Raw genomic sequence first — 25,420 nt, 5'->3', positions numbered from 1 at the left:
CGTACACAGATGCAAGGGTTGTTTTCGTTACAGGTCGATATGGCCTCACACATCGCGTAGACGCTTCACTGGCTTTTAAGCTCGCAGGTGGTTAGCCGTTGGTCAGGTGTAAGGCAGGGCTGTGCCTTTAAGGCGCCATTCATGTTGTGCGATAGCGCTTTAAGCTTCGCCTTTGGTCGCTTCGTCGACGGCATCAAGCAGTGCTTGCTCAGTGAAGGGTTTGGACAAACACGCAACAGCTCCCTTGCGCATGGAGTCCGACAGCGCCTTGTCGTTCCAATGGGCCGACATGCAGATGACAGGCAAAGGGTTATCTAAGTAGATGAGCTCTTTTTGCACGTCTGCGCCAGACAATCCCTGCATCTTTAAATCGAGCAACGCACACCCTGCACCGAGGGCTTGCTCTGAGGCCAGGAAGTCTTCTCCGGACGCGAACGACAACGTGTCGAAGCCAGCGGAACGCAGCAAGTTCGAAAGGCTTCTGCGTACCGATGAGTCATCGTCGACGATGCAGACGACAATCGAATCTGACGTATCAGGGCTGAATGCGGAGCACTCAGAGTGTGTATTCATGCAGGTTCCTGATCCTCAGGATGGCGGTTCAGTTTGATCGTGTTGTACATCGACACCAGCTCAATGATTGATCTGGACTGCATCTTTAACATGATGTTCTTTTTATGAACTTTGGTTGTGACTTCGCTGGTGCCAATTTTTTTGGAGATTTCTTTGTGGGTCAGCCCGTTCACCACCCATGAATAAACCTCTTTTTCACGGTTAGTCAGCCTCGCGTACTTCTCAATCGCCATTTTCATGTAGATCCATGCCTTGCCACTCTCTACCGCTTTATGACGCGCTGCTGCCAGTGCCTCAAGCAGGTGATCATCATTGAATGGCTTTGTTAGAAACTCCTTGGCGCCCGCTTTCATTGCCTGGACCGTCATTTGGATCGTACCGTTACCGGTCATGAAGATGATTGGCCAAGGCGACTTAATTTTCATCAAAGACGCTTGCAGGTCTAGGCCGCTTTTATCCGGCAGGTTGATGTCTAGCAAAATACAGGCGTACGGGCTTTCCCATTGAGCACTCAGAAACTCTTCAGCAGATCCGAACAACGTATGAGGGATGTCTTCAGCACGAAGCAGGCGTGACAACGCGCCTGTCACCGAGGGGTCATCATCAATGATAAAAACCCTTACGCCAGACGCATCTATCGGCGCGTTTGTCTCAGTTGGCAGGACGATTTCATTTCGAGGGGCTGACGTCTCATCCGTACCAATCTCAGCGGCAAGGCGGTATCCGCGGCGTGGCACCGTCTGGATCACCGCTTGAGTACCGAATGTTTTGCGAAGTGTGGAAATTTGCACTTGAAGGTTGTTTTCTTCAACGACAGTGCCAGGCCATACCTGATTGATCAGATCATCCTTCTCAACAATTCGACCTTTGGCACGGATAAGCGTGGCGAGGATTTCAAATGCGCGCCCACCAATACGCATCGGCTGGCCATCGAGAAATGCCTCTCGGCGCTCCAGGGAAATTGTCGCATTGCCTAATCGGATCATGATGTTCTCAACTGTGTTGATTAACCGACATCAGCCGGAGCAAGGCCAAGCGACCGTATGCTGACACGTGCCTTAATACAAGTGTGCTTGGGGATAAGGCGCTTTTATGAATCACCCCGCACGCAGACAAGACCCACTGGATTGTAAACGTTTGAAGGGGCACTCAACGGTCATCAGGGGCTCTCATTCAGCCAAACCCACCCGAGTTGTCCTACAACTCAAATGAGCGTGCGTATACTCGCCCATAGAACGAAATGAAGGGTTCATGAAGGGTGGCACGATGCTAGAGAGACGTCTTCCTCACAGGCTTTTTCGCAAAGAAATAATGCTTGATGAGGATTGGCTGAATCGATGCAGCGTTTCTCTGCGCGGGCATGAAGGTGAACTCACTTACTGTGAGTTTTTTGACCCCCAAACCTCTAAAACCTGGATGGCGGCTCGTGCGCCGATTGAGTCTCCCGCCGCATGCCAGCGCCTTGAGCGGGACAATCGCATTCACCTAGAACCCGAGTGGGCCATTCTTCCGGTGGGGTTTGTTCGTTCAGCGGAGGGGCCGTTAATGATCTACCCCCTGTCATGTGACCCCAGTTTTAATGACTTAGTCCTCGCCGGTGGCGTTGCCTTCGAGCGCTTCCTCGCCCTAGCCACCAATGCTGCAAACTCTCTAGCGCTTGCTCACGAGAAGGGCGTGATCCACGGCTCTTTGCAGGCCCAGCATATCGTTGCCAGAGACGATGATTCGGTCAGGCTCAGTTGCTTCAGGGCCGACACCCTAGAACTGATCAACATGGAAAGCGCCACAACCGAGCACTGGAACTACCTCGCCCCCGAGCAGGTATGCCCGCACGGATCCGTAACCGATCATAGAAGCGACATCTACGCCCTAGGGGCAGCGCTTTACCAATTGCTGGTGGGCGAGTTGCCTCTCGCCGGTCGTGACAAACTGCATTGGCGGCAACTGCATGCGGGCGTGCAGGTCAAGCCGCCTGTGCAGATCAAACCTGATGTTGCGCCTATGCTCAGTGACATTTTGCTCAAGACGTTAGCCAAGGAGCCGAACGCTCGCTATCAGTCAGCGAAAGCACTGGCAGTCGACTTAGCGCATTGCTTGCGTCAGCAGTCAGAAAATCAATGCATATCCGCATTCGCTCTTGCAACCGCCGATGTCATGCCAATGAGCGGCGACCTCTTGTTTGGCCGCGTGGATGAGCAGGCGAAGGTGGAGAACATTCTGCGAGTTTTGCGCCGTGACAGCAGCCCTCGCTTGCTAACAGTCTCGGGGCCTGCGGGGGGTGGTAAATCCACGTTGGTTAACGCCTCGCTACGGGCGCATACGCAAATCTACTGGGCTTCAGGGAAGTGTAATGGCTCAGATTTGGCGATTCCCTACGGCCCGTGGAGAGAGATCCTAGGCTCGCTGACCACTCAGTTGTTAATCAAAAACAGCAGCGATCTAGACACCATCAAAGCTGAAGTCACCCGTCGGCTGAAAGGTCGAGGCAAGCTTCTGGTCAAATTGGCTCCTTACTTAAAGCTCATCATCGGCCCAGTCGCCGAACTCTCCGAAAAGCCTACGCGGCTCGCGCTGGATAAAGAAAACAGAGCGATTCTCGATTTCCTGGATTTTTTTGGCACGCCAGGTCATCCACTGGTGATTTTTCTCGATGACATGCAGTGGGCAGATGACTCAACCCATTGCCTGTTGAGGGAGTATCTCGCCCGACCATTGCGCAACACGCTATTAGTGACGGCTTACCGCACCGAAGACCACAAGGCGTCGCAGGCTGTGGATTTGAGCCAACTGCAACGCGGCTCATCCACGGCGCTCATTGGTGACCATATTTCACTGCCTGCGCTCTCGATAGAAGCCGTGAGGGCTCTTATCGCCCAACGATTTCATACTCACGCAGAGAGCGTGGTCGAAGTCGCAAGGCTGGTGCATGAGAAAACAGCCGGTAACCCCTTCTTCGTCAACCAGATTTTGAAGGTGATGGTTGAAGACGCGCTGGTTGAATTTAACAGCGACACCATGTGCTGGACGTGGCATCTGCAGGCGATTGCGCAGCATCGTTACGCGGACAACGTTGCCGATCTGATGATTCAACGCTTACGGCGCTTGCCTACCTCACAACATGAAATCCTGCGCGTGATTGCTGCCGTCGGCGGTAAATGCGATGAGGTCGTCTTGGCATCGCTGGTTAACATCGACCCGGACCGTTTAAGTAATCGACTCAAAAGCTTGGCCAGCGGTGGTTTCTTAGCATTGACCCAAGCTGGGATTCTGTTCACCCACGACCGGGTGTTAGAGGCGGCTTATCAATTGACGCCGCCAGCACAGCGGCCCAAACAACACGCAGAAATCGCCATCGCCCTGCACCAAAAGTATCGCGACGAGTTGTCTCAACTGACCTTCGAGATTGCTAATCAAGTCCACCTCTCAGAAAAAAGTGCCTATCCGCCTGAGCAAGCCGACGACTTTATTGCGCTGTTGCTTGAAGCGGCTGCGCGGGCGCGTGATGCAGCCGCCTTTGATCAAGCGTCGGGTTATCTGCTCTCGGCTGAGCAACTTCTGCAATCAAGCCGTTGCGACCCGCTGCGAGTTAAATTTGCATTCGCAATCATGTGCCAAGCCGCTGACTGTGACATGCAGCTTTCGGACATGCTTGGCGCTCAAGTCAAGATTGAGGCGTGCATGCGTCGCGCGGGCAATGTGCTTGAGCGAGCTCGGGCACATAAGCTCAAAGCCAAGTTACTGACGCTGGGCTCTGACTATGAGTCTGCCATTGGCGAGGCACTGCAAGGCTTAGACGCGCTTGGAATCTCCATGCGTCGCGGCATTCTGCCTGACCTCGTGGCGTTCGAGCACGCCAAGATCCAAAAACTGATCAGCTCGCGCGGAGTGTTTGGGCTGGAGTCTCTACCCAAAATCAAAGACCCAGAAGCCGAAGTGGCGATCGAGCTTCTCGCCACCCTTAGCTCGTCATTTTTCATTGAGGACGACATCCGATTCTTGCACTTGGCCAAGATCATTGAGCTGTCGCTGGAGTACGGCCTTGCCTGCGGCAGCACCTATGGGCTGTCTTGGTATGGAGTGATGATTGCTGAGCGATTCGGTGAGTACCACGACGGCTACTCCTGCTGCTTGGCCGCTATCAAAATAATCGAACGTTACGGTTTTGAGACAGACCTCACGGGCGCCTTGGTAGCGCTCGATCAGGTCAGTGCTTGGACGGCTCCCTTGGAGTACTCCAAACAAAAAGCCACAGAAGCATTTGATACGGGATACCTCAGCGGCGACTTGGCCATGGCCTGCTATGCCTGCAACCATTTGGTGTCTGACTCATTGATCATGGGTAATCATTTGCAGGAAGTTGCAGAGGTGATCGAGCGCGGCCTTAAGGTGGTTCGTCACTATGATTACGCTGACGTTGAGGCGATTCTGGTCGCGCAGGAGCGTTTCGTTCAGGACCTGTCACAGGATTTATCATCCGGGCGGGTGATGGAGCTGGCATTCGTAGAAGCTGCACTTTGCGACGCCATTGCGGGGGGGGCGGTCTCCAAGACCACTCTGTTCTTTAGCGGGCTCTACGCGGGTATGTCCGCTTTCTATTTGGGAAACATCCCGTACGCTATGCGCCGCTTGCAGGCCGCCCATACGGTGGCATGGGCCGCACCTGCGCATATAAATCTTTCTGATTTATACCTGTTCTACAGCTTGGTGCTTGGAAGCCCAGAAGCCCCTGGCACCCTAGAGTCCAAGCTTAAAACGCTGACTAAAAACCGTGATCGGTTTGCTCAATGGGCGGCCCTGAACCCAGTTACTTTCCGTAATAAGCTTCTATTGATCGAAGGTGTCATCGCCAAGCTGAATGGCGATGGACTTGTCGCCATTCGCTGTTTTGACCAAGCTCAAATTGCAGCCGCAGCGGCGGGCTTTATCCATGAGCAAGCGCTCGCCCACGAGCAACTCGCAGAGGTGTGTATCCCTAGCGGCCTTATCTCTGGCGCCAATCTACACCTTCGCGTGGCCCGGGATTGTTTTCACATCTGGGGCGCGAACGGGAAAGTTCGGCAGTTGGAAACCCTGCATCCGTTCCTGCGTATCCAACCGATTCAGGAAACCTTCAGAAGCGCCTCGCAAGCCAATCTGGATTTAAAAGTGGGGATCGAAGCCGCCCGGGCGCTATCGGAAGAGGTGCTTCTTGAGCGTCTGATCGAAACCCTCATGAGCCTTTTGATGCAGCACTCTGGCGCAGATCATGGTGCCTTGCTGATCGTCAGCGGTGCGGAGTTCCAGATGGCTGCGCGTGCTGACATCAGTGACGAAGGGCTGACAGTCACGATGGAAAACTGCCAGAAATTTATGACTCAAGCGCCTGTGTCGGTTCTGAATGCAACCATGCGCACCAAGGCTACGTTGGTTCTGCATGATGCATTGTTGGAGTGCCCGGACGTGTTCAGGAGCGAGCTGCAACGGCGAAATGCCCGCTCGGTGCTGTGCTTGCCGTTGCTCAAGCAGGGCGTACTGATTGGCTTGGTGTATCTGGAAAATCGACGGGTGCCGAGTCTGTTCGGCTCGCAGCGCTTGGCCATGTTAGAGATCTTTGCTTCTCAAGCTGCGGTATCGCTGCAAGCTGCGAAGTTCTACACCCGGCTCGCAGAGGACAATCAGATCAAGGCGCAAATGGAGGAAGAGGTTCGGCGCTCTCGTGCCGAACTGGCCCGCAGCGCTCACATGCAAGTCATGGGTGAGCTTTCCGCCTCCATCGCCCATGAAATCAGTCAGCCGCTTTTGGGTATCGCTTCGAATGCTGCGGCGAGCCTGCGCTGGCTCAAGCGAGGTACGCCCAACATGGACGAAGCGATTGCAGGTCTGGAAGACATCCGCGCTGACAGTGAGCGGGCAGCAGGTATCGTCCGAGCGCTTCGCGCGCTTGCGAAACAAACCCATGTTCAACTGAAGGCGACGTGCGTGGACGACGTTATTCTCGAAGTGGTCAGACTGACCTCAGCAGACGTCGTAAAGCAGGGGGTGAAACTGGACACCGAGCTGGATGCACCCGCTCCGGTGATGGCCGACCCCGTCCAGATTCAGCAATTGATCTACAACCTCATCACCAACGGTCTTGAGGCGTTGTCGGGCTTTAGAACGGGCGACGGTGCGCTACGAATAACGTCTCGTACGCTGGGTGATGAGATAGAGATCCGCGTCGACGACAACGGCCCTGGAATTCCTGCGCAGGAGCGGGAGAAAATCTTTGATCCTTTCTATACCACCAAGGATCATGGCCTCGGGATGGGATTGGCCATTTGTAACTCCGTCGTACGGGCGCATGGTGGCAGCTTGCACGCGAACACCTCGTCGTGCGGTGGATGCCGAATTCGATTCACGTTGCCGTGCAACCCTCAAAGCTGACACACAGAACTGACTGTTCCGCGACTTTTTGATTATTTAAAAGCTCACTTTGCAGTTATGGCTGGACACCTACCTGTAGGAACGAGCTTGCTCGCGATCTTTTGATCTTATAAAGGATCGCGAGAAACCCACAAAAAAGCCTGCGTAAACGCAGGCTTTTTGCATCTTTACCGCCGATTACTTAGCGGTCAGAGCGCTGTAGCTGTTCATCAGGTTGCGGTAGTTAGGAATGCGCTGGGACAGCAGGTTGCCCAGGCCTTCGATGTCGTTGCGCCAGTCGCGGTGCAACTCACAGGCTACCGAGAACCAGTTCATCATTTGCGCGCCAGCCTGGGTCATGCGAACCCAAGCAGCTTGCTGAACAGTTTCGTTGAAAGTGCCGGAAGCGTCGGTGACCACGAATACTTCGAAGCCTTCAGCCAGAGCGGACAGCGTTGGGAAAGCAACGCACACGTCGGTCACCACGCCCGCGATGATCAGTTGCTTGCGGCCAGTGGCCTTGATCGCTTTAACGAAGTCTTCGTTATCCCATGCGTTGATCTGGCCAGGGCGCGCAATGTACGGCGCATCCGGGAAGATTTCTTTCAGCTCAGGTACCAGTGGGCCGTTCGGACCTTGTTCAAAGCTGGTGGTCAGGATGGTTGGCAGGCCGAAGAACTTAGCCAGGTCAGCCAAGGCCAGCACGTTGTTTTTGAACTCGTTTGGCGAGAAGTCTTGTACCAGCGAGATCAGCCCTGTTTGGTGGTCAACCAGCAGTACAACAGCGTCATCGTTGTTCAAGCGCTTGTAATCTGGATTGCTCATGGTCATGCACCTTTGGTGGGTGGGGTAAAAATTGCTGTGAGTTAGAACGCGAAGCAGGAGCAGCCGAAGGCGCCCCAGAAACCTTGGAAATCGCTGGTAGGCACGTTGGAAAGTCGCGCTTTCTCATGGCTGTGAGCGTGAACTCCGCAGGGGCCGACGCACTGATGAACTTGGGCCTGCAGCGGTGAGGTCGGGCGCCAGTGACCTGGAACCTTGGCGACCGGCGACCAGTCCGGCAGAACCGGCACGCTTGGCGGTGCGAGGTTGGAGAACTCATCGGCGGCATAAACGACCTTGCCGCCGACTACGGTCAGGACCGACTCGATCCACTTGATGGCTTCTTCCTCGACGCGGAAGAAGTCAGCCGACAGCGCGGCGAGGTCGGCCAACTGACCGACTTTGATCTGGCCCTTCTTGCCTTGTTCGCTGGAGAACCAAGCGCTGCCTTGGGTGAACAGTTGCAGCGCGGTTTCGCGGCTCAGTCCCTCTGGGTAAAGCGCCAGCCCGCCCACGGTTTTACCGCTGACTAGCCAGTACAGTGAAGTCCATGGGTTATAGCTCGACACGCGAGTGGCGTCGGTGCCTGCACCGACAGGAACACCTTCGGCCAACATGCGCTGGATCGGCGGGGTTTTCTCCGCTGCCTTAGAACCGTAACGATCCACGAAGTACTCGCCCTGGAACGCCATGCGGTCTTGAATCGCGATACCACCGCCTAAAGCACGCACACGTTCAATGTTGTGCGGGGTGATGGTTTCGGCATGGTCAAAGAACCAAGGCAGGCCGTTGAACGGAATATCGCGGTTCACGCGTTCAAACACGTCCAGCATGCGCGAAATGGACTCGTCGTAGGTGGCGTGAAGGCGGAATGGCCAACGGTGCTCAACCAGATGGCGAACCACTGGCTCCAGCTCTTCTTCCATGGTCAGCGGCAGATCCGGACGTGGCTCTAAGAAGTCCTCGAAGTCAGCGGCCGAGAACACAAGCATTTCGCCAGCACCGTTGTGACGCAGGAAGTCGTCACCTTGGTGCAGCTTCACGCTGCCGGTCCAGTTTTTAAAGTCCGCAAGTTCCTCTTTGGGCCTTTGCGTAAACAGGTTGTAGGCGATTCGAATGGTTAATTGCTGCTCTTTGGCCAGATGCTCAATCACCTCGTAATCGTCTGGGTAGTTTTGGAAACCACCCCCCGCATCAATCGCGCTGGTTAGACCCAGACGGTTTAGTTCACGCATGAACTGACGCGTCGAGTTGATTTGATACTCAAGGGGCAGCTTCGGCCCTTTAGCCAACGTCGAGTACAGAATCATGGCATTGGGTCGCGCTACCAGCATCCCGGTAGGTTCGCCATTCGCGTCGCGAACGATTTCGCCGCCGGGCGGGTTCGGGGTGTTGCGGGTGTAGCCTGCCACGCGCAGCGCAGCACGGTTTAACAGGGCGCGATCGTACAGATGCAGAACGAAAACCGGTGTGTCTGGCGCGGCTTGGTTCAGCTCTGCCAAGGTCGGCATGCGCTTTTCAGCGAACTGGAACTCGTTCCAGCCGCCCACTACACGCACCCATTGCGGTGTAGGCGTGCGATCGGCTTGCTCTTTGAGCATGCGCAGCGCATCTGCCAGCGAGGGCACCCCTTCCCAGCGAAGCTCAAGATTGTAGTTCAGACCACCACGAATCAGGTGCAGGTGCGAGTCGTTCAAACCAGGGATGATGCAACGGCCTTTCAGGTCGATCAGTTGCGTGGAGCTTCCTTTCTCAGCGATCGCTTCGGCGTCGGAGCCGACGGCAGTGAAGCGGCCATCCTTGATGGCAACCGCTGTTGCCCGCGGATTTTCTCTGTCCACGGTATGAAATTGACCGTTAAACAAAATTAAGTCAGCGCTCATAGGTACTCCTTCTAGATGAACTGTCGGATTTCTAGCGTTTCACCGCAGCCGGAGGTGATCCGGCACGCGGACATCCGGGCTTCACTTCTGGTGGTCGATGGTGCTGGGTGATGGGCTGAGCCATGGGGCAAACAGGCGCATGGCCGCTGGCATGCACAGATACACAACCAATGTGACGATGGTTGCGGTGATCACGATGTTGCTGCCCAGATAGCTGGCCAGCAACGGGTGCAGGCTAAGCACGGGCAACCAAAGCATAGGCACGATTAAGCTCAGCGGCAGAATCACCAAAAAAGAAATAACTGCCTGTTTCCAGCGCGGTGGCTGCTCTTGGTTTTCGGAGGCCGGAGCAAACCAGAACTCACTGCCCTTGGTGACTTCTGTCTGGTCACCGTCTGCCAGCATCGGCAGTGCTTCTTGAACCCGCTCGTGACGTTCTGCCGAGTCGAGCCAAGATTGCATGACGTCTGTGGAGCTAAAGCGCAGAACGCACGTAAAGACCTGAAGCCCGCCGTGGTTATCTCGATGGATATCAGCGCCCAAATGCCCTTCACGTCGGCTGGCGACGTTGACCATCTGCTTGAGCCAAGTTTCATAGGCGGCCTCGTGACCAGGCTTGATCCGATGCTTGATAACAAGCGTCACGATTTCTTCGTGGGCACCCATGTTCACCTCTGCGCGCTATCGCCAATGTGGCAAAAATTGAACCCTTGCGGTTTCACAAGGGTCTTTATATTTTCAGTATTGAGATTCGTTCGCTATTGTCCCGAGGGATATATACCTAGGTGTAATAGGCGTTTAATACGGCGATTGACTTGAGCCATTTACCTGTTCGGCGCGCCACGCTTTTGGCGTCATTCCCGCTAAGCGCGTGAAGGTTTTGGTGAAATGCGATTGATCGCAGAACCCTGCTTCCAGACCCACTTCAGTGAGGGATAACGAAGTGGCGAGCAGTTTTTTGGCCTTCTCTAAACGAGCTTTCAAGCGCCAAGCGAGCGGAGACAGCCCGGTGCTCAGTTTGAACGCACGGGAAAAATGGCTGCGGGTCAGGTTGCAGGCGAGGGCGATCTCAATGATCGCCATAGGCGTGTCCCTGTTATCCAACAGCAGTTCGAGTGCCTGCTGAAGATGATGGGGAGCCAGTGAGCCAGGCAGGGCCCGGTGTTCGTTATAGACACTGTCTTGAGGTGGCGAACGTTGTAATTCAGCGTTAATGGGTTTGATTCGATGGAGCGCTTCATTAATTACGGTCGGTAACTGTAAAGGTCGGTGGCGAGATGATTCAGACCTAGGGGCTTGTTGATAACGCATAACGACCCTCCAATGAGTATTGGAAAGTTTGGCCACTGCACTTAATTAAGTCCTTAGTAAAACCTTAAGACTTATTAAATCTGCCTGCCGATGAACTCAAAGAAACGCTCTATTACCATTGGCCTGTTAATACAAAACCTTAAGGTTTTTGTGCCATCAGATGGCGAATACTGCGTATTACCTGCTATCCCACAGAGACAATCAGGTCATTTTTCCATGAGTAGGTGATATTTTAGGCCCAATAGTTGTAAGACAATTCTCTAAGGCCGCACGTAATCAATGACTCCTTATTTAGGTTGTAACTGCACTTCGTTAGCGCTTGAGCAGGCGGATTAATATGCAAGACAGCGGAACTGGCAAAACGATAGCCATGCTTATATTTGATGGCGTTTTAATGTTGGATATCACCGGGCCAATGGATGCATTTGCAGTGGCTAACCGGTTTTTGCCCATGGAAAAACGTTATCGGTTGCTGACGCTCGGTGTTGACGACGGCCTAATTAGAAGCTCGTGTGGGCTTCAAGTGAAAGCCGATATCTCTCTGGCTCAGGCGCCTAGCGGGCTGGATCTGCTGCTCGTTCCGGGTGGCCCAGGGGCTTACGACGATACTCATCCTGTCATTCAAGAATGGCTACCCGAAGCGACCCGAAGCGCTAAACGCTTTGGGGCTATTTGCACAGGCACGTTCCTGCTCGGCAAAGCGGGGCTTCTGGACGGCTACCGCTGCACAACCCACTGGAACTACCTCGGCAGGCTTGCTCAGCAACATCCTGGGGCGAAGGTTGAAAGTGAGCAAATATACGTTGTCGACCGCAACCTGATTACCTCTGGGGGGATCACTGCCGGGATCGACATGGCGCTTGCCATCATCGCTGAAGACTACGGCAAGGAACTCGCCTTAGAAGTTGCCAAGGTGCTGTTGGTGGTGATGAAGCGTCAAGGAGGCCAAATGCAATTTGGTCCGTTACTGGTTTCCGTCACCCGCGATGGCTCCCCGGTAGCGAGGGCTCAGGCGTATGTTGTCGACCACATCGAAAAAATGTACTCGGTCCAGTCAATGGCAGATATGGTCGCGATGAGTTCGCGCAACTTTGCCCGGTCGTTTCAGCGCGAAGCGGGCCTAACGCCGATGCAGTTCGTGCAGAGCGCTCGGATCGACCATGCGCGAAGGCTGCTTGAGGGGACAAACCTGCCGCTTAAAACGATTGCAACGCGATGCGGTTTTTGCAGCGCCAAGTACATGCGCAAGGTGTTTTGTGAGCGCATTGGCGTCAGCCCCAACCTGTATCGTCAACAATTCGGTGTTGAATGACCGAGCGCCTAAGGGTGACTGCCGCGTGCGGACAACCTGCTCGGTACGACGCGCAGACAAGCAGCAGGTGGGCTCTAGGCTTGTTGTTCGATTGTCCCTAAAAAAGAGACAGAGATACCACAAAATGCGTCTTCTGGTCTTCGATGTATGACAGTAAAGTTCTCCCATCACATGCAGGCCCAAGCCTAAAGGAGACGAATAATGATCACTGTCCGTAACGCTGAAGAACGCGGCCGCGCTAACCACGGCTGGTTAAAGTCCTCCCATACATTCTCCTTCGCGGATTATTACGATCCAGAAGAGCGCGGTTTTTCAGACCTGTTGGTGATCAACGACGATCGAGTGATCGCAGGCAAAGGGTTTGGTCAGCATCCTCATCGTGACATGGAGATTTTTTCTTACGTGCTTGAAGGCGCATTGGAGCACAAGGACACCCTCGGGACAGGTTCTGTGATCAGGCCTGGCGATGTGCAACTGATGAGCGCAGGCAGTGGCGTCGCTCACAGCGAGTTCAACCACAGCAAAGCGCAGCCCGTGCATTTCTTGCAAATTTGGATAGTGCCGAGTGTGCGTGGGGCGACCCCTCGCTATCAGCAAGAGCATTTCAGCGCGGATGAGAAGCGCGGCAAACTCAGGCTGATCATTTCGCCTAACGGCGAGCAAGGGTCGCTGCGGGTGCGCCAAGACGCTCGCGTCTATGCGGGTCTGCTTGATGGTCAAGAGCACGCCTCTTTGACGCTGGCTGATAACCGTCATGCCTACGTGCATGTCGCCCGCGGAAGCATTGAGCTAAACGGTCAACAGTTGTGGGAGGGGGATGGTGTCCGTATGCGCAAAGAGCGTGTCATTGAACTGACCAAAGGGCGGGACGCGGAAGTGTTGGTGTTTGACCTTCGCCCTAATGAGCTGCCGCGTATGCCGTAATGCGATGGACCGAGCTCGCTGCGAAGGCTGAGCTCGGTCTGGCGATGATGCCCCAGGATCTTAGCCTGGACCGCCCCCCATTTTCTTAAAGGCAGCAATGCAATGAGCACATCAACGTCTGGCGCTTGGAGCCCCTTGCGCAACACCACCTTCCGCATGTTGTGGATCGCAACAATCGCTTCCAACATCGGCACTTGGATGCATGAGGTCGGCGCCGGATGGTTGATGACGACACTGTCTTCAAGCCCGCTCTACGTGGCATTGATTCAAGTAGCCGGCTCGCTGCCTATGTTCTTCTTGGCCCTGCCAGCCGGTGCGGCCGCTGACATTGTCGATAAACGTCGCTACTTGTTGCTTGTGCAAGTGTGGATGTCCGCCGTCGCCGTGACGCTGGCCAGCCTTACGCTGCTGGGGCTGATGACGGTTCCCTTGTTGCTGGTGCTGACCTTGGCATTGGGCATCGGGACGGCGTTGATGATGCCCGCTTGGAGCGCACTCACCCCCGAACTGGTTGGCAAGGAAGACCTGCCGAACGCAGTGGCCATCTCCAGTGTGGGGATCAACGTTTCGCGTGCAATCGGCCCAGCCTTGGCCGGTGTTGTGGTGAGCTTGGTCGGCCCGTGGATGACGTTTGCACTTAACGCTGTGTCGTTTGCGGGTGTGATCTTGGTACTGTTCATGTGGAAGCGCGAAGTAAAAGAACCACTGCTGCCGGCTGAGCGCTTTATGGGGGCCATGCGCACCGGGGTGCGATTCGCTCGCAGCTCCAAGCCGCTACAAGCCGTGCTGATCCGTGCCTTGGCCTTCTTCCTGTTTGCGAGTGCTGGTACTTCATTGCTGCCGCTGATCGTGCGCGGCGAGATGCAGGGCACCGCCGCTGACTTCGGTTTATTACTGGCTGCCATTGGTATCGGCGCGGTCGCTGGTGCAACGCTACTCCCACGTCTACGTGAGCGGGTTAGCCTGAACCGCATGGTCATGATCGCAACGTTGTTATACGCAGTGTTCCTGCTGGTGCTCGCATTGGTTCGTAACTTCTATGTGCTAATGCCTGCGATGTTGCTCAGCGGGGCTGCTTGGATCGCGGTACTTTCCAACCTGCAAGTTGCCGCTCAGACCTCGGTGCCAGCATGGGTAAGAGCGCGAGCATTGTCGGTGTACATCTTGGCCTTCTTCGGCTCTATGGCTGGTGGCGGCCTGCTTTGGGGGATTGTGGCTAGTCATGCCTCCATCACACTGAGCTTGCTGTTGGCGGCCGGTGGCCTGGCTCTGGCAACGCTTATGACCTGCAAGGTGGCGCTGCCTGAAACCGAAGCCGAAGAACTCGCACCTTCGCTGCATTGGCCAGCGCCACTGATCAGCGATGCGCTTGACCAAGAGCGCGGCCCGGTCATGGTGACGGTTGAGTATCACATTGATCCGGCTCAAGCAGAGGCTTTCACCCTAGCTGCCCGAGAGCTTGAAGCCATGCGTAAACGAAACGGCGCATTGTCTTGGGGGTTGATGCAGGACAGTGCTGAGCCCGCGTTGTGGCAAGAGTTTTTCTTTGAAGAGTCTTGGCTTGAACATTTGCGACATCACCGCCGGGTGACGCGCGGCGAGCTGAAAATCGAAGCCCGTGTTCGCAAGTTCCAGACCGAAGGTGTCCCTGTTCGTATCCGTCACCTGTTGGCTGAAGCCGATAAGCATCACCGATCAGCCGGTCATGCACATGCGGCGACTCAAGGCGCGTAACACCAGCAGCAGTCGTCATCGGCACGGAGTCTTCACCGGCTCACGGCTGATGGCCTGCGACTCATCTATTCTGCATTAGCACACCGTTACAAGACTTCAAACCCAGCTATCCCCTACAGTCGCGGACCATCTCACCCGGAGGCTCCATGATCCGCGACACTCACGGACCAGGCCGCATCCTGCTCACCACGTTGACCCTTTGCCCGCTGTTTAGTCAGGCCGAACAGCCCGGCTGGTCGCTGCTCAGCCGTAACTACTTCCTGCACAGCGACTTTCGATCACCTTCCGCAAGCGGTCAGAACTACCGTCAGGAGTGGGCTCAAGGCTTTATCGGCGAGGTGCGCTCGGGGTTCACCCCAGGCACGGTTGGCGTCGGCATTGATGCTCATGGTTTTCTTGGGCTCAAGTTGGACGGAGGCCGTGGCCATGCGGGCACCGGCCTGCTACCGCGCGACAGCGCTGGTCGCGCCGAACCGGATTACTCCAGCGCTGGCGCCACCCTCAAACTGCGCGTGGGCAACACCCAGCTGCGCTATGGCGAGATAGCTGTGGAGACTCCCGTTTTTGACACGGGCGACAAACGCCTAAAACCCGAATACGCCACGGGCTGGTTGGTAGACACCACCGACCTGCCAGATTGGCGTCTGCAGGCGGGGCGCTTTACGACCTACAGCAATCAGGACAACAGCTCAACGCACGATGACTTCAGTGGTTACGGCGCCACGACTGAGCATCACGGCATGAGCTTGGCTGGCGCTACGTTTGCGCCCGGTGGCCCGTTCGGCGCGGCGTTGTACGCGGGGGAGTTAGAAAATACGTGGCGCCAGGCTTACCTCAATCTGAACGTAGCCAAAGGCAACTGGCGTTTGGAGGGCAATCTCTACAAGACCCGCGACACCGGCAAAGCCAGCGCTGGCGCCATTGATACCCTCGCTTACAGCCTGTTGGCCAAGTACAGCTTTGGCGCTCAGGCACTGAGCTTGGCTTACCAAAAGGTAGAGGGTAATACCCCGTTCGACTTTGTCGGTGGTGACTCCATCTATTTAGCCAACTCGATCAAGTACGCCGACTTCAACGGCCCAGGAGAGCGGTCATGGCAGCTGCGTTACGACCTCAATTTCGCCACCCTCGGCGTACCTGGCCTAACGCTGATGGGCCGCTATGTAAGCGGTCGCGGCATTGATGGCACCCATGCCCCAGTCGGTGGGGCGTATGCCGACCAGCAAGGGCGCGGCGGTAAGCACTGGGAACGCGATATTGATTTGAAATACGTGGTGCAGTCGGGCGCGGCCAAGGACTTTAGCGTGGCCTTGTCCCACGTCGTCCACCGCGCTAATCGAGCCCAAGCGGGCGACGACATTGACCGAATTTACCTGATCGTCGAATACCCGCTTAACGGCAGCTTCTGAACCCATACCCCAGCGTACCTTGCGGCTGGCTGAGGTCGGATAGACGCCAAAAACTCACTCTTTGACGTTAACCGTAATTTTCTTCGACACGATCACCGGGTCGAACGCTTGGTGGCCCATGTCACCCAGCTCCAGTTGCAAGGTGTGTTTGCCAGGCGCGAGCGTGAGTTCAGTTTCAGTCTGCGCTTTGCCGAAATGCAGGTGATGGTCGTCAGTCGGGATGACTTGGCCGGGTGCAATTGGTGTGTCTACATCAACCAGCAAGTGGTGATGGCCAGAGTGCGGGGCGGGGTCGCCAGCGGGCTTAAGGTCGACGCCATCAATGCCGAATTTTACGGTGAAGGTTTTATCCACTGTGGCGCCATCCGCCGGTGAAAGAATGGAGACTTTTGCACCTTCTGGCGCCGGGATGGCGGCTACGGCTAGAACCGAAGCGCCCATCAACACAGAGGCCAGCGCAACACGAGACAGTAGAGCTTTCATTTTTTTCTCCGGGTTTTGAAATAATCGTCGGGCGTGAACAACTTTGAGCGGATCTGCTGTCCAACGCCGCAGATGACCAACATAAAGCAAAGTGAGCGTCTGTTGCGAATCGCTTTCATTAAGCTCACAGGAGTGACCATGCGTTTTTGGCCTGGCCTGATACTTTTATTGCCACTGCTGAGCCCCTTAGCTCGCGCCGAACTGATGGACGACGTCAACGACCGTGGCGAATTGCGTATCGCCCTTGAGGGCAACCTGCCACCTTACAGCTTTGAGCAAGACGGCCGTTTAGTCGGCTATGACGTCGAGCTTGGCGAGTTGCTGGCTCAGGAGCTGGAGGTTCATTCCTCGCTCTTGGTCACTGACAGCGATGACCTGCTGTCAGGTGTTGAGAGCGGCAAGTACGACGTGGCTATCAATCATAGGGCTATGACTCCAGAACGTCAGGATCGGTTCGATTTCAGCGCGCCTTATTTAGAGTCCCCTGAGCGAGCAATCCCCTTTCATAAAGGTAACCCCGCGTTTCAAGGTAGCTTGGACAAAGCCTTGCAGCGGCTCAAAGCTGATGGCCGTCTGGCGGCTTTGTCGCAGAAGTGGCTAACGGATCAATCCTCCGTGCAATAAGGGCTGCATCACGATTTTTTGACAACGGCCTCACACGGTTTTTATTTGCTTTGCTGCACTCTGCCGCCACTTCCTACAACGATAAGTAAAGTGGTTGCGCTGACATGCTCAAAGCCCGGTTTATGCCCGCCAAGTGCCTGACGTTTTTGGCCGTTTTCATCCTGCTTCATGCTCAGGCCGAAGAGGTGATTGCGGCGCGCCAGCCGCACTGGGCACAGCCGGTTGAAGCCCAGTACAACCTCTATCAAATGTCGCCCACCCTGTATCGCAGCGCATTGCCTGATGAGCAGGCCCATGTGCTACTAGAAAAGCTTCATATCGTCACCGTCATCAACTTTTTGTCTGAGCCGGACAGCGCGTGGCTAAAAAATCTGGGTGTCGCACAAGTCCAGTTACCTTATCGCACCAACCATGTGGATGACGCTGACACAGTGGCCGCGTTACGTGCCATTCAAACGGCTCAAGCCCATGGGCCGGTGCTGATGCATTGCAAGCACGGCGTAGACCGCACGGGGTTGATGGCGGCGATGTACCGGGTGGTGGTGCAGAACTGGAGCAAAGAAGACGCCTTAAGCGAAATGACCCAAGGCGGATTTGGCGAGAATTCGCACTTCAAAGATGGCGTCGCCTACATGATGCAAGCCGACATCCCCAAGCTACGTGCAGCCTTAAGCAGCGGCGCGTGCAGCACCAGCCCGTTTGCCACGTGCGTGGTTAAGAATTGGCTGCGGCCCAAGGTTTAAGGGCGTTAGTCATCGTTAGGAGCCTGCCCCATAAACGTTTTATAGAACTCAGGCAGTGTCTGTTCCGCGCCAAGCGTGTAGTACGCCTCACGAAATACCTTGCCTGTTTGGGCATTGAATACGCCTTCTTGCTCAAACCGTGTAAAAACCTGTTCGGCCAGCGGACGAGACCATTCGTAGACGTAATAACCTGCGTCATACCCTGTGGTCATATAGTCGAATGCATGACCAAATCGCGCTAACTCGGGCCATGGTAAGACCTGTAGCGCTTGTTGCGCGCTGGCCCAGACGTCTTGCACGCTTCGGCCATCCCCTTGGGTCCTATGCAATTCGAAATCAAATAGTGAGCGTGTCAGCTCATCCGCATCTCTAAGCGTTTCAGTTATTTTTCTGGCTTCGAGGATCCGATCTACCTGCTCGATGCTTAAGGGCTTGTCGGTTTGGTGATGCCGAGTCATCCACTGCAGTACCTCGCGTGACCAACACCATTGCTCCAGCACTCGGCCCGCAAACTCACTTGCATCGCGTCCTAAAAAATTGATACCAGAGAGTGTCCTGTAAGGGCTGCGGGTCAATATGTGTTGCAGGCAATGACCGAACTCATGGAACAACATGTTCAATTGCAAAGGTTCTAGCAAAGAAGGTGTAGCGCCTTGGGGTGGGGAAAAGTTGCCATGCAAAATGGCCACGGGCAGCTTTACACTGCCTTCTGCATTGATATGGCGGTCGGTAATCGCTTGCGTCCAGCAACCGTCCATTTTTGGTTGACGCATGTAAGGGTCGATATAGAGATGCCCAAGCCGTTCTTGACCGTCATTGATGGCGTACAACTGCACATCAGGGTGCCAAGTAGAGAAGTTTTCTACCTTTAAGATTTGAATACCGAAGAGCCCACTGACCAATTGCACCAGTGATTTCAGTATTTGATTGTATGAGCAGTAAGCCGAGAACTCCGAGTCTGGCGTGCCGCTGAGTTCAGCGCTTGCCCTGCGGGCTAAGTAGGCATAATCCCACGCGCTTAAGTTGTTGTAGCCCAGCGATTGTGCGTCGGTTTGCAGTGATTGGGCCAATGCCTGGAAGTCAGCTTTTTTATGTGCTGCCCGTTTTTTTATGAAGCCCAGTACTTCATCGGTTGAGCGGGCGGCTTTGATTTCAAGGCTAAAGTGCGCGTGGTTGTCATAGCCCAACAACTTGGCTCGCTGATGGCGGAGTGTGAGTAGTTGCTCAAGGACTACGCTGTTGTCGTTTTGCCCTGCCGTTGGGCCTTGATCAGAGGCACGGGTGTTGTAGGCAATCCATAACTCTTCGCGTAACGCCCTGTTTTCGCATTCGCCCATCACGGCGCTGTAGATCGCTTCTTCGTCGAGTGTCAGCAACCAGCCTTCACGCTCGGTTGCCAGAGCCTTGAGCGCCAATTTATGTTTAAGGGGGGAACTGATGCCAGCCAGTAAGGTTTCATCCGTAATGAGTTTTTCCCACGCCAGATTGGCATTGCGCACATTACTGTTAAAGGTCGCTTCAAGGTCGCCAATGCGCTTGTTCAGGTCAACCAACTGCATTTTTACCGGCTCGGATAACCCGATACCGGCGCTACGAAATGCACTTAGCTTTTTGCGCAACACGTGTTTGCGGGCCGATGAGTACAGTTGAGCCGGGCCGCTGTTGGCTAGAGCGGTGTAAGCGTCATACAGCGCCTGATTCTGAAGCGTCCCAGCCTTGTAATCCTCGACTTCGCTGTAGCACTTTTCGAAGGCCGCGAACCATTCAGGTGCTTGAGGTAACTGACTTAACGTCACCAGCGCGTTGAAGGCTTCGTCTAGGCGTGCATCCAGTTCATCTTCAGCGAGTACCAAGTCATCCCACGTTGGGACGAGAGACTGGCTGACAATAATGTCTAGGGCTTTATGGTTGTCGGCAATGATTTGGCTGATAGCGGGTTGCAGATGCTCGAGCGAGATGTCCGCGTAAGGTACTAACTCAAGGGGCTGTAAAAGTGGATTGTTGCTCATGTCCAAACTCCCTGTCTGAAACATTTTGGCGAAAGTGCCAGAGGTGAATCAGGTTCAGACTAAAAGATGGAGATGAGGTAGATGCACTACATAAATACCGCAGACGTGCTCTAAAAAAAGGCTATAGCGGCTTCAACGTCCTATTGCCCAGCCCACTGGCGCAGCGCTGTTTTGCGCTGTAACGGGGGTAGCTTGCCAAGCTGTTCAACCTCAGCATAAAACCCCTCCCAATCGCCGCCGGTGTGTTTAAACAATGCGGCAAAAGCTGGCACCCATTGGTCATACAGCCCGAACGGCAGTAGCTTGGCGTTGTTTATCGGGCTGTTTATCCACGCGTCGTAACGATTATTGCCCGCCCATTGCTGGTCGCGAAGTTCGCGGTATTTGCGGCGCATGTCTTCAAACTGTGCCGCTTTGCGTTGGCGCATCTGCGAGGCCGATAAGGGTTGTGTGTACAGCTGCTGCAAGCGTTGGCGGGTGTCCAAGACCAACGCAATAAACTGATCGCGCTGCTGAGCAGCCCCGCTACTTGAAGGCGTTAGCCCTTGGTTGGCGCGCCATTGCCGGGTGCCTTCTTGCTCGACGAAACTGGCGAAAGACTCGTTGAACTCGGTATCGTCTTTCACGTAAACGCGCTGGTGTGCTAACTCGTGAAAAATAACCGTGGCCAAGCGCTCATCTCCCCAGAGCAACATCCCGTTGAGGATCGGGTCATCAAACCAGCCCAACGTGGAATAAGCCTCAACGCCACTGACAAACACGTCCATGCCTTGCTGGCGCTTGAGGGCCGCGTCACCCCGCGCTGCACCCTGTGAATAGTAGCCTCGGTAGGCCACACACCCGGCAACCGGAAAGCAGTAGGTGACCGGGTCGAGAGAAAACTCCGGGGTCGCAAACACATTCCAGACCACGTACGGGCGCTGGAGATCGGCGTACAGCCGATAGCTTTGATTGTCAGGCAGCTTCAACTGCTCGCTGGCAAAGGTCCGGGCGGCTTGGGATTTGGCCAGATGCTCACGCAAAGCGGGATCACGCTGAGGGTCGGCCACTACCTTGGCAACCGGTTCGCGGGCGTGTAACAACTGCCATTGGCCCGTCAGTAGCTGCGAGTAATAACGGGTACTGGAGCAGCCCGTGAGGAGCACCGAAAAAATGAGGGCAAGCAGGCAGCGAAGGGTTAGCGGCATAGTGCGGTCCAGGGGTCTAAGGCTATGCTGAGGGTTCAAATCCATTTGGAAACGATCATGCGCGCGTTTTTGCTACTCCTCATCACCGGCCTGCTCAGCGCCTGCGCCAGTACGCCATTACCGCCCCACGATCCGGACATGGCCTGGGTCGACCTTGAAACACAAACCGGCAAGCTGGTGATGGCCGAGCGGCTGGACAACAAGCGCCTGAACGACGGCCGTTATTTCCAAGTGTCCCCTGGCAGCCATGAACTGATGGTGCGTTTCGATTTTGAGGTGTTTATAGGTGGGATGGGCATGTTCAGTGACCCGCAAGAGCGGCTGTGTTACCTCACGGTCAACTACGCAGACTTCCAGCCCGGCCAACGTTATCGACTGCAAGCGCGCTCGCTAGGTTTCAACGCTTACGCCCGGTTGTACAACGCCGAAGGTAAGGTGTTGGCCGAGGAGCGGCTGGTTAACTGCCTGCCCTAAAACTCAGTTGTCGTTTTTCTGGTAGATGATCTTCTTAGTGCCGTTTTCACACGAGCCGACCACCATGTTCTGATCGTGAACTTCGTCATTGGTCACGACTTCGAGCGTGTAAGACGACACGTTGTTGGCTTGAATCTTGGCTTCGATTTCAGCCTTCAATTCGTCGCAAGGCTTAGGTGCCGCCAATACGGATGTGGCTAAGGTGCAACTGATAACCGCTAAAGCAAAACGTTTCATGATGAGATTTCCTTCAAGCTGAACGCACAGTAAGGGTCTGACGCACTCGACGGCTCTTCGATCACATTTAGCGCTGCCTGCAAAGGCTCTAAGCTAACGTCGCCCCGCACTATATGGCGGGGCGTGCGTTGAGCGTTAGCTCAGTAGGGTCGCATCTAGGGTGATTTTGGCGTTCAGTACCTTGGACACCGGGCAGCCTTCTTTGGCTTTAGTCGTCAGGTCATCGAATTGCTGTTGGCTAGCGCCTGGCACTTTGGCCTTGAGCGTCAGGTGTACAGCCGTGATCGCAAACCCACCGTCTACTTGATCCAGCGTGACCTCAGCTTGGGTGTCGATGCTCTCGGCCTTAAGCCCGGCATCACCCAGAATCATCGACAGTGCCATCGAGAAACAGCCAGCGTGTGCTGCGCCGATCAGCTCTTCAGGGTTGGTGCCTTTGCCGCCTTCAAAGCGTGCTTTAAAGCCATACGGGGCTTCACGCAATACGCCGGTTTCTGTGGAGATGGAACCGATACCGGTTTTAAGGTCGCCTTCCCAATGCGCCGATGCAGTCTTTTTAATACTCATACGTGCCTCCTGAAAAACGGCGTGAAGGTTTCACGCCTTGAATGGACTTGTGAGGGTAGTCGTCTCTACAAAGTTCACCACATCGGACAAATCGCTATTTTTTGTAGCTCATTTCATCAATGCCATTGAAACTCGGGTATATGCCCATATTTCTGTAAACACTGACGGGTTTTTTGCGAATGCCTAAACCCGCACCTCAATTGGAGTAGACGGCTGATGAAACGATTGTCTGATGTCAAATTCTCGACCCTCGACCTCGTGCCTGTGCGCGAAAATGGCAGCGCCGCTCAGTCGTTGCACAATTCGCTGGATTTGGCCCAACACGTTGAGAAGCTTGGCTACAACCGCTTTTGGGTTGCTGAACACCACAACATGGACGGCATCGCCAGCTCGGCGACCTCGGTTTTAATCGGTTATTTGGCCGGTGGCACCTCGACCCTACGCATCGGTTCAGGCGGTGTGATGTTGCCTAACCATGCGCCGTTGGTGATTGCCGAGCAGTTCGGCACCCTTGAAAGTCTGTACCCAGGCCGCATCGACTTGGGCCTTGGGCGTGCGCCGGGTTCAGACCAAATGACCGCCCGCGCCCTGCGTCGCGAGCGATCCGGCAGCGCTGATGACTTTCCGCAGGATGTTGCCGAACTGATGCGCTACCTCGGCCCGCGTACGCCAGATCAACGCGTGATCGCGATGCCTGGCACCGGCACCAACGTGCCCGTGTGGTTGCTTGGGTCGAGCCTGTTCAGTGCGCAATTGGCCGGTGAACGCGGCTTGCCTTACGCCTTCGCTTCACATTTCGCTCCTCGTTTGATGCACGAAGCCATACGCGTTTACCGTAATCACTTCAAACCGTCGGCGGTGCTCGACAAGCCGTACGTGATGCTCGGTGTGCCATTGGTCGCAGCCGATACCGATGAACAGGCCGATTACCTGTCCACCTCAGTGTTGCAGCGGATTTTGGCCTTGATGCGTGGCCAGAGCTTGGTGCAACGCGCGCCGGTGAAAAGTATGGACGGGCTGTGGTTACCGCATGAAAAAGAAGCGGTGATGAGCTTTTTGGGCTTAGCAATGATCGGCAGCCCCGAAAAAATCCGCGCCAAACTGGAAGTGCTGGTTGAGCAAACTCAAGCCGATGAGCTGATCTTTACTTGCGATCTGTATGAGCATACTGACCGCATTCGCTCTTACGAACTGCTGTCGCAGGTGATGAAACAAGGCTGAACCTGTAGGCGCTGCCGCAGGCTGCGATCTTTTAACGATCAAAAGATCGCAGCCTGCGGCAGCGCCTACGCGATGGCGGCGTAATCAGCCGCGCTTGTAAACGATATCTTTGGTGCCGCCTTCACAGGATCCTACGACTTCGCCGTCCGAAGCGGTGCCTTTGTCGACGATTTCCAGCGAGTACTGCGGGACGCCATTGGCATCAATCTTCGCAGCAATTTCGCTTTTCAATTCATCACAAGGCTTGCCCGCTGCGAAAGCAGTGCCCGCCAGACTCAGTAAGCCTACAGCCAATAAAATCTTTTTCATCGGTCAGTTCCCCAGATCAAAACAACAAGGGTGCGGCACGTTTGGCCCTGCCGCACCCAGACGGTTTAGCGGATATTGTGGCAAACGGCCAGTCTGTTAACACAAAACTCTATCGGTCATTCAGCTAGTAGCGATCCGAAAGCCGACTTTCAGGGTGACCTGATAGTGCGCCACTTTGCCGTCCTTGATGTGCCCGCGGGTTTCCAGCACTTCAAACCATTCCAAATGTTTGATCGTTTTGTGGGCCTCGGCCAGTGCATTACTGATAGCGTCTTCTATGCTGCTCGAGGACGAACCTACCAGTTCAATTTTCTTGTAGGTGTGATGGTCAGACATAACGTTCTCCTTTTGTCGTCAATCAAAGCCTAGCAGCGAGTCTGCTGATACTTCGTGGCCTGATCGAAAGGAAAAGTTCAGGTTTTTTGCACTTTCTGAAAACGGCGCAGTCGGACTAAACAAGTACCCACACTCATCAAGCAGGAGAAGCCCTAATGGCTAGCAATTCTTCACGTAAAGCCTCATTGCAAAGCATGGAAGCCGAGATCGAGAGCCTGCTCAAGTCTCTAGAGAGCTTCAAGCACGACGCTTCTGACGAATCGAAAAAGACTATTGGCGCACTGAAAAGCAATGCCGAGAACGCACTTAAGCATTCGCGTCATCTGCTCAGCGATGCGTACGAAGAAGTGAAAGACAAGACCCGCGAAACCGCCATTGCGACTCGCGACTATGCGCAAGAGCATCCGTATGCCACCGCCGGTGTTGCGCTGGGTGCGGTAGGTCTGTTGGCGGCTTTTCTGTTGTGCAAGCGTCATTAAGACTACGCCCGCGCAAGCTCAGCCTTGAGCCACTGCGCGAGTTGCCGAGCGCGCCCGTCTGCGGCGCGCTTAGGCACCCATAACGCCAGTTGTGCCGGGGTTTGTTTAAAGCCCCAAGGCGCAGCCAGGCGACCCGCCCGCAGGTCTTCAGCGACCAAAGGTTCTGGGGCAATCGCCACACCCAAACCTGCCACGGCGGCTTCGAGCAAGTAATACAAGTGCTCAAACCCCTGTCCGAATTTCAGTTCCTTTGCGTCGATAGTGTTTTGCTGCGCCCAGCTTGGCCACGCCTGTGGTCGTGAAGTGGTGTGCAGTAAAGGCTCGTCCAACAGAGCGCTGGCCGGTGCCTGAAATAAGTGGGGGTACTGCGCGTACCGTGGGCTCAGCACCGGGCCGATTCGT

At 55.1% G+C, this 25,420-nt stretch carries 24 protein-coding genes; 10 read left to right on the top strand and 14 right to left on the bottom strand.

Going from position 1 to position 25,420, the window contains the following annotated elements:
• Positions 1–159: 159 nt before the first annotated feature.
• Positions 160–573: a response regulator transcription factor gene (locus tag AQS70_RS15110; protein WP_055103575.1), complete on the bottom strand. Its 414-nt coding sequence runs from the start codon at positions 571–573 to the stop codon at positions 160–162.
• Positions 570–1,559, bottom strand: a complete 990-nt coding sequence (locus AQS70_RS15105; RefSeq protein WP_055103574.1) for a response regulator — start codon at positions 1,557–1,559, stop codon at positions 570–572. The genes AQS70_RS15110 and AQS70_RS15105 overlap by 4 nt, the downstream gene beginning before the upstream one ends.
• Before the next feature lie 280 nt (positions 1,560–1,839).
• On the opposite strand from AQS70_RS15105, the gene AQS70_RS15100 reads away from it, so the two are divergent.
• On the top strand, positions 1,840–6,975 hold the full coding sequence (locus AQS70_RS15100; RefSeq protein ID WP_055103584.1) for a trifunctional serine/threonine-protein kinase/ATP-binding protein/sensor histidine kinase: 5,136 nt from the start codon (positions 1,840–1,842) through the stop codon (positions 6,973–6,975).
• A gap of 177 nt (positions 6,976–7,152) precedes the next feature.
• Here the strand turns inward: AQS70_RS15100 and ycaC are convergent, their stop codons facing one another.
• From ycaC to AQS70_RS15080, 4 genes are all read right to left on the bottom strand, one after another.
• Positions 7,153–7,779, bottom strand: a complete 627-nt coding sequence (ycaC, locus tag AQS70_RS15095; RefSeq protein ID WP_055103573.1) for an isochorismate family cysteine hydrolase YcaC — start codon at positions 7,777–7,779, stop codon at positions 7,153–7,155.
• Between the two features lie 41 nt (positions 7,780–7,820).
• On the bottom strand, positions 7,821–9,659 hold the full coding sequence (locus AQS70_RS15090) for an amidohydrolase (protein ID WP_055103572.1): 1,839 nt from the start codon (positions 9,657–9,659) through the stop codon (positions 7,821–7,823).
• 81 nt (positions 9,660–9,740) lie between these two features.
• A complete protein-coding gene (locus tag AQS70_RS15085) occupies positions 9,741–10,325 on the bottom strand; it encodes an antibiotic biosynthesis monooxygenase (RefSeq protein WP_055103571.1) in 585 nt (194 codons plus the stop codon).
• Positions 10,326–10,457: 132 nt separating this feature from the next.
• Positions 10,458–10,970, bottom strand: a complete 513-nt coding sequence (locus tag AQS70_RS15080; protein ID WP_082428120.1) for a helix-turn-helix domain-containing protein — start codon at positions 10,968–10,970, stop codon at positions 10,458–10,460.
• 337 nt (positions 10,971–11,307) lie between these two features.
• On the opposite strand from AQS70_RS15080, the gene AQS70_RS15075 reads away from it, so the two are divergent.
• From AQS70_RS15075 to AQS70_RS15060, 4 genes are all read left to right on the top strand, one after another.
• Entirely contained in the window at positions 11,308–12,282 is a 975-nt protein-coding gene (locus AQS70_RS15075; protein WP_055103570.1) for a GlxA family transcriptional regulator, read from the top strand.
• A gap of 201 nt (positions 12,283–12,483) precedes the next feature.
• The gene (locus tag AQS70_RS15070) at positions 12,484–13,206 is read left to right on the top strand and encodes a pirin family protein (RefSeq protein WP_055103569.1); all 723 of its coding nucleotides are present in this window, start codon (positions 12,484–12,486) and stop codon (positions 13,204–13,206) included.
• Positions 13,207–13,308: 102 nt separating this feature from the next.
• On the top strand, positions 13,309–14,940 hold the full coding sequence (locus AQS70_RS15065; RefSeq protein WP_055103568.1) for an MFS transporter: 1,632 nt from the start codon (positions 13,309–13,311) through the stop codon (positions 14,938–14,940).
• Positions 14,941–15,086: 146 nt separating this feature from the next.
• Positions 15,087–16,349, top strand: a complete 1,263-nt coding sequence (locus AQS70_RS15060; protein WP_055103567.1) for an OprD family porin — start codon at positions 15,087–15,089, stop codon at positions 16,347–16,349.
• A gap of 54 nt (positions 16,350–16,403) precedes the next feature.
• Here AQS70_RS15060 and AQS70_RS15055 read toward each other — a convergent pair whose 3' ends face one another.
• Positions 16,404–16,832, bottom strand: a complete 429-nt coding sequence (locus AQS70_RS15055) for a DUF4399 domain-containing protein (RefSeq protein ID WP_055103566.1) — start codon at positions 16,830–16,832, stop codon at positions 16,404–16,406.
• A gap of 138 nt (positions 16,833–16,970) precedes the next feature.
• On the opposite strand from AQS70_RS15055, the gene AQS70_RS15050 reads away from it, so the two are divergent.
• On the top strand, positions 16,971–17,456 hold the full coding sequence (locus AQS70_RS15050; protein WP_055103582.1) for a transporter substrate-binding domain-containing protein: 486 nt from the start codon (positions 16,971–16,973) through the stop codon (positions 17,454–17,456).
• 104 nt (positions 17,457–17,560) lie between these two features.
• Positions 17,561–18,199 (top strand): dual specificity protein phosphatase family protein, encoded by a 639-nt coding sequence (locus AQS70_RS15045; protein WP_055103565.1) that lies wholly within the window; start codon positions 17,561–17,563, stop codon positions 18,197–18,199.
• Positions 18,200–18,204: 5 nt separating this feature from the next.
• On the opposite strand, the gene AQS70_RS15040 is transcribed toward AQS70_RS15045, so the two are convergent.
• Positions 18,205–20,208 carry a M3 family metallopeptidase gene (locus AQS70_RS15040; protein ID WP_055103564.1) on the bottom strand — a complete coding sequence of 668 codons (2,004 nt, stop codon included), beginning with the start codon at positions 20,206–20,208 and terminating at the stop codon, positions 18,205–18,207.
• Positions 20,209–20,348: 140 nt separating this feature from the next.
• On the bottom strand, positions 20,349–21,395 hold the full coding sequence (locus AQS70_RS15035; protein WP_055103563.1) for an aminopeptidase: 1,047 nt from the start codon (positions 21,393–21,395) through the stop codon (positions 20,349–20,351).
• A gap of 57 nt (positions 21,396–21,452) precedes the next feature.
• Here AQS70_RS15035 and AQS70_RS15030 point away from each other — a divergent pair, with 57 nt between their 5' ends.
• Entirely contained in the window at positions 21,453–21,869 is a 417-nt protein-coding gene (locus AQS70_RS15030; protein ID WP_055103562.1) for a PA0061/PA0062 family lipoprotein, read from the top strand.
• A 3-nt stretch (positions 21,870–21,872) separates the two neighbouring features.
• Here AQS70_RS15030 and AQS70_RS15025 read toward each other — a convergent pair whose 3' ends face one another.
• Both AQS70_RS15025 and AQS70_RS15020 read right to left on the bottom strand, forming a co-directional pair.
• Positions 21,873–22,106, bottom strand: coding sequence for a DUF1161 domain-containing protein (locus AQS70_RS15025; RefSeq protein ID WP_055103561.1), 234 nt, complete (start codon positions 22,104–22,106; stop codon positions 21,873–21,875).
• A 135-nt stretch (positions 22,107–22,241) separates the two neighbouring features.
• A complete protein-coding gene (locus AQS70_RS15020; RefSeq protein ID WP_055103560.1) occupies positions 22,242–22,673 on the bottom strand; it encodes an OsmC family protein in 432 nt (143 codons plus the stop codon).
• A gap of 216 nt (positions 22,674–22,889) precedes the next feature.
• On the opposite strand from AQS70_RS15020, the gene AQS70_RS15015 reads away from it, so the two are divergent.
• Entirely contained in the window at positions 22,890–23,894 is a 1,005-nt protein-coding gene (locus AQS70_RS15015) for an LLM class flavin-dependent oxidoreductase (RefSeq protein ID WP_055103559.1), read from the top strand.
• Between the two features lie 84 nt (positions 23,895–23,978).
• Here the strand turns inward: AQS70_RS15015 and AQS70_RS15010 are convergent, their stop codons facing one another.
• Both AQS70_RS15010 and AQS70_RS15005 read right to left on the bottom strand, forming a co-directional pair.
• Positions 23,979–24,203: a DUF1161 domain-containing protein gene (locus AQS70_RS15010; RefSeq protein WP_055103558.1), complete on the bottom strand. Its 225-nt coding sequence runs from the start codon at positions 24,201–24,203 to the stop codon at positions 23,979–23,981.
• 120 nt (positions 24,204–24,323) lie between these two features.
• Positions 24,324–24,539 (bottom strand): dodecin, encoded by a 216-nt coding sequence (locus AQS70_RS15005; RefSeq protein ID WP_055103557.1) that lies wholly within the window; start codon positions 24,537–24,539, stop codon positions 24,324–24,326.
• A gap of 155 nt (positions 24,540–24,694) precedes the next feature.
• Here AQS70_RS15005 and AQS70_RS15000 point away from each other — a divergent pair, with 155 nt between their 5' ends.
• Positions 24,695–25,018 (top strand): ElaB/YgaM/YqjD family protein, encoded by a 324-nt coding sequence (locus tag AQS70_RS15000; RefSeq protein WP_055103556.1) that lies wholly within the window; start codon positions 24,695–24,697, stop codon positions 25,016–25,018.
• 2 nt (positions 25,019–25,020) lie between these two features.
• Here AQS70_RS15000 and AQS70_RS14995 read toward each other — a convergent pair.
• Positions 25,021–25,420: LysR substrate-binding domain-containing protein (locus AQS70_RS14995; protein WP_241492846.1), on the bottom strand; the 400-nt coding region annotated here is incomplete at its 5' end.

This window comes from Pseudomonas endophytica (assembly GCF_001411475.1).
GTDB classification, from domain to species: Bacteria; Pseudomonadota; Gammaproteobacteria; order Pseudomonadales; family Pseudomonadaceae; genus Aquipseudomonas; species Aquipseudomonas endophytica.
The sequence above is the reverse complement of the archived record's forward strand: the minus strand, read 5'-3'. Positions and strand labels throughout refer to the sequence as shown.

Bases quoted from the DNA above. Each gene is read 5' to 3' on its own strand.
- AQS70_RS15105 (WP_055103574.1), bottom strand. From the start codon at position 1,559: ATGATCCGATTAGGCAATGCGACAATTTCCCTGGAGCGCCGAGAGGCA.
- AQS70_RS15075 (WP_055103570.1), top strand. From the start codon at position 11,308: ATGCAAGACAGCGGAACTGGCAAAACGATAGCCATGCTTATATTTGAT.
- ycaC (WP_055103573.1), bottom strand. From the start codon at position 7,779: ATGAGCAATCCAGATTACAAGCGCTTGAACAACGATGACGCTGTTGTA.
- AQS70_RS15050 (WP_055103582.1), top strand. From the start codon at position 16,971: ATGCGTTTTTGGCCTGGCCTGATACTTTTATTGCCACTGCTGAGCCCC.
- AQS70_RS15100 (WP_055103584.1), top strand. From the start codon at position 1,840: ATGCTAGAGAGACGTCTTCCTCACAGGCTTTTTCGCAAAGAAATAATG.
- AQS70_RS15060 (WP_055103567.1), top strand. From the start codon at position 15,087: ATGATCCGCGACACTCACGGACCAGGCCGCATCCTGCTCACCACGTTG.
- AQS70_RS15005 (WP_055103557.1), bottom strand. From the start codon at position 24,539: ATGTCTGACCATCACACCTACAAGAAAATTGAACTGGTAGGTTCGTCC.
- AQS70_RS15030 (WP_055103562.1), top strand. From the start codon at position 21,453: ATGCGCGCGTTTTTGCTACTCCTCATCACCGGCCTGCTCAGCGCCTGC.
- AQS70_RS15055 (WP_055103566.1), bottom strand. From the start codon at position 16,832: ATGAAAGCTCTACTGTCTCGTGTTGCGCTGGCCTCTGTGTTGATGGGC.
- AQS70_RS15020 (WP_055103560.1), bottom strand. From the start codon at position 22,673: ATGAGTATTAAAAAGACTGCATCGGCGCATTGGGAAGGCGACCTTAAA.
- AQS70_RS15065 (WP_055103568.1), top strand. From the start codon at position 13,309: ATGAGCACATCAACGTCTGGCGCTTGGAGCCCCTTGCGCAACACCACC.
- AQS70_RS15025 (WP_055103561.1), bottom strand. From the start codon at position 22,106: ATGAAACGTTTTGCTTTAGCGGTTATCAGTTGCACCTTAGCCACATCC.
- AQS70_RS15045 (WP_055103565.1), top strand. From the start codon at position 17,561: ATGCTCAAAGCCCGGTTTATGCCCGCCAAGTGCCTGACGTTTTTGGCC.
- AQS70_RS15010 (WP_055103558.1), bottom strand. From the start codon at position 24,203: ATGAAAAAGATTTTATTGGCTGTAGGCTTACTGAGTCTGGCGGGCACT.
- AQS70_RS15040 (WP_055103564.1), bottom strand. From the start codon at position 20,208: ATGAGCAACAATCCACTTTTACAGCCCCTTGAGTTAGTACCTTACGCG.
- AQS70_RS15090 (WP_055103572.1), bottom strand. From the start codon at position 9,659: ATGAGCGCTGACTTAATTTTGTTTAACGGTCAATTTCATACCGTGGAC.
- AQS70_RS15085 (WP_055103571.1), bottom strand. From the start codon at position 10,325: ATGGGTGCCCACGAAGAAATCGTGACGCTTGTTATCAAGCATCGGATC.
- AQS70_RS15080 (WP_082428120.1), bottom strand. From the start codon at position 10,970: ATGCGTTATCAACAAGCCCCTAGGTCTGAATCATCTCGCCACCGACCT.
- AQS70_RS15000 (WP_055103556.1), top strand. From the start codon at position 24,695: ATGGCTAGCAATTCTTCACGTAAAGCCTCATTGCAAAGCATGGAAGCC.
- AQS70_RS15035 (WP_055103563.1), bottom strand. From the start codon at position 21,395: ATGCCGCTAACCCTTCGCTGCCTGCTTGCCCTCATTTTTTCGGTGCTC.
- AQS70_RS15070 (WP_055103569.1), top strand. From the start codon at position 12,484: ATGATCACTGTCCGTAACGCTGAAGAACGCGGCCGCGCTAACCACGGC.
- AQS70_RS15015 (WP_055103559.1), top strand. From the start codon at position 22,890: ATGAAACGATTGTCTGATGTCAAATTCTCGACCCTCGACCTCGTGCCT.
- AQS70_RS15110 (WP_055103575.1), bottom strand. From the start codon at position 573: ATGAATACACACTCTGAGTGCTCCGCATTCAGCCCTGATACGTCAGAT.